The sequence below is a fragment of the Vibrio minamisatsumaniensis genome (genome assembly GCF_050337445.1).
Classification (GTDB): Bacteria; Pseudomonadota; Gammaproteobacteria; order Enterobacterales; family Vibrionaceae; genus Vibrio; species Vibrio artabrorum.
Window position 1 is genome coordinate 1 of sequence record NZ_JAKJSY010000154.1, and the last position, 3,064, is coordinate 3,064.

General features: G+C 41.6%; 3 protein-coding genes and 1 pseudogene. 2 read left to right on the forward strand and 2 right to left on the reverse strand.

Annotated elements, in window-relative coordinates:
• Nucleotides 1–132: transposase (locus tag L4B77_RS19715; RefSeq protein ID WP_489686500.1), on the reverse strand; the 132-nt coding region annotated here is incomplete at its 3' end.
• A gap of 55 nt (nt 133–187) precedes the next feature.
• Here L4B77_RS19715 and L4B77_RS19720 point away from each other — a divergent pair.
• A pseudogene (locus L4B77_RS19720) lies at nt 188–1,489 on the forward strand (aldehyde dehydrogenase family protein); the annotation flags it as partial.
• Nucleotides 1,490–1,577: 88 nt separating this feature from the next.
• The gene (locus L4B77_RS19725; protein ID WP_429752540.1) at nt 1,578–2,339 is read left to right on the forward strand and encodes a zinc-binding metallopeptidase; all 762 of its coding nucleotides are present in this window, start codon (nt 1,578–1,580) and stop codon (nt 2,337–2,339) included.
• 464 nt (nt 2,340–2,803) lie between these two features.
• Here L4B77_RS19725 and L4B77_RS19730 read toward each other — a convergent pair.
• Nucleotides 2,804–3,064: IS3 family transposase (locus L4B77_RS19730; RefSeq protein ID WP_429752542.1), on the reverse strand; the 261-nt coding region annotated here is incomplete at its 5' end.

The window sequence follows — 3,064 nt, forward strand, 5'->3', positions numbered from 1 at the left end:
CCCCCCATAAATTTGAGATTCATATAGCGAAAGCTGTCGTGCGGCAGCAGAGACACCGACTTTCTCTGCTAACTTAAGCGCTTCGGCTTTAAATTCAGGAGCATGTTTGATTCGTGTTTTCTTAGTTGTCATTGTTCACCTCGTTAGTGATTGTACTCACTTAACTCGGTGTCCAAAACTTCTGGTGCGGATCACTTGGGCGACAACATCTGTTACAGAACGTTCTAATTTACTACTTAAAATCGCAGATCGTATTGAAGCAAACTCAGAAATGCTTGCTGTCGCAGAAACTTGGGACAACGGTAAACCTGTTCGAGAAACGCTTGCGGCTGATATTCCACTAACTGTTGATCATTTCCGCTACTTTGCAGGCTGCATTCGAGCTCAAGAAGGTACTGCAGCCGAACTAGATAACCAAACGGCAACTTACCACTTCCCAGAACCTGTTGGTGTCGTTGGTCAAATTATTCCTTGGAACTTCCCTCTACTAATGGCGGCATGGAAACTGGCTCCAGCGCTTGCTGCTGGCTGCTGTGTTGTATTAAAACCAGCAGAACAGACACCCGCTTCTATTCTGGTATTGATGGAACTATTAGAAGATCTATTACCGGCCGGAGTTGTTAATGTAGTAAACGGCATGGGTTCAGAAGCGGGTCAAGCACTAGCGACTAATGACCGTATTGCAAAAATCGCATTCACAGGCTCAACAGAAGTAGGCCAACACATCCTAAAATGTGCAGCAGAAAGCTTAATACCATCTACAGTTGAATTAGGCGGCAAGTCACCAAACATCTTTATGGAAGATATTTTCGACCACGAGGATAGCTATGTAGATAAGTGCGTTGAAGGCGTTCTTCTTGCTTTCTTCAACCAAGGTGAAGTTTGCACTTGTCCATCACGTTTGCTAATTCAAGAGTCTATTTACGACCGTTTCATGGCTAAATTGCTCGAGCGTATGCAGACGATTAAGCAAGGCAATCCATTAGACACCGACACGCAAGTGGGCTCTCAAGTTTCAGAAGAGCAATTTAATAAGATCCGTGGTTATATTGACCTTGGTCTTGAAGAAGGTGCCGAACTTCTTGTCGGTGGTAAGAGCTCTGCAGACAATGGTTACTTTGTAGAACCAACGATGCTGAAAGGCACCAATGATATGCGCATCTTCCAAGAAGAAATTTTTGGCCCTGTTGTTGCTGTTACTACTTTCAAAACCACAGAAGAAGCACTTCAAATTGCAAATGATAGCGAGTACGGCCTAGGCGCAGGTGTTTGGACCCGCGACAGCAACAAAGCATATAACATGGCTCGCGACATCGAAGCCGGTCGTGTTTGGGTGAATTGCTACCATGCGTACCCAGCACACGCGGCATTCGGTGGCTATAAAAAATCTGGTATTGGTCGTGAGACACATAAAATGATGCTAGATCATTACCAAAACACGAAAAACATGGTGGTAAGCTACAGCGTTAATCCACTTGGTTTCTTTTAAAGAATAAATAACAAGGCCTTTATCGCCAGCAATAAAATTACGGCCTGACTCATTGTCAGGTCAATTATTATAAGTACCAGGAGTCCATATGCTTAAGCGTCTACTGCTAATACTCTTCTTTTCCTTTTCTTCGTTAACTTACTCGTACACTGACTCGGGACTTGATGATGAAGGAAATCCGATTCCTATTAATCAATATGATGTTGTTGGTGATAGGATTCTGGAAGAAAATGTCCCAAAAAAAAGTCGCTTAGTTTGGCAACGTTTTACACAGGTTATCCCGGCACAATACCGAGAAGAAATTCAAGTATTTGAGCCAATAGACGGCAATTATGGCATTGATGGCTCAATCCACGCCATTAGTGATGATAAAAGTATCTGGGTCGTACAACTCGATATCAAAGGTTCAGTATCAGAATACGATCTAGACCGAACAATGATCCACGAGTTCGCTCACCTTCTAACCTTAAGGGCCGACCAGATCCCGCTAGCTGACACTTACGATAGAACAATAAAAGAACCTTGCCCAAGCTACGCTTTACCCGACGGCTGCACTGCGCCCTACTCCTATTTAAACCAGTTTGTTTCTCAATTCTGGCAACCTCATCTTCCCGTTTCAAACAGCGAGGTTGATGCGTTAAAACGCTACCAAATGCATATTAATGAATTTATCACCGAGTACGCAGCAACTAATCCAGCAGAAGATATTGCTGAAAGCTTTGCTGAATATGTGCTAGCAGAACAGTTGCCACCGCCAAGTTCAATCGCAAACAAAAAGATTCGCTTTTTTGATCACTATCGAAAACTGCGCCTAATGAGAAAAAACATCAGGTCGAGCGGTAAAATTTAGCCTTTTCACACGACAGTTGCGTAACTAAATTCTTCCCAGAACGGTGCCAATTCTCGCTTGTGAAGAGCTCAGATCGCACAAACTAAAAAGGTTTAAACAATTAGACAATTAGACAATGCGTCATTTTGGTACTCCCACACACATAAATAAATAAATAAATAATAAGCACATCATAAAATTGTATAATTGTAACAAATTCATTTCTGATACATGCATTTCTTATAATTAGTGTAACCCTAACCACAAATACACAAATAGGTCCAAAATGCCAAGCATTAATGTCTGATTAGTATGACAAATAATTAGCTAATATCATATAAAAYAATGTTTATGACTGCACACTATGGACACGAATAATGATAAAAAAGTCTTTATTTTAGCAATGCTACCACTAGCATCTTTTGCAGATAGTAACGTTACAGGAAATCAATCTCTGATCTGCTCCAGTTAGACTGGACACCGCATTAAGCTACATATTGTTTTTCAAAGTTAACTGGGCTTAGATACCCAAGAGCACTGTGCCTTCTTGTTCGATTATAATCAACTTCAATGTATTCAAAAAGCGCTTGGCGCATCTCTTCTCGGGTCATTATCGGCTCGTATTGGATGACTTCTACTTTCATTGAGTGGAAAAAGCTTTCAACACAGGCGTTATCCCAACAATTCCCCTTCCTACTCATGCTTTGTTTTAGATTATGAGCTGCGATTAAATCTCGGTAGTCTTT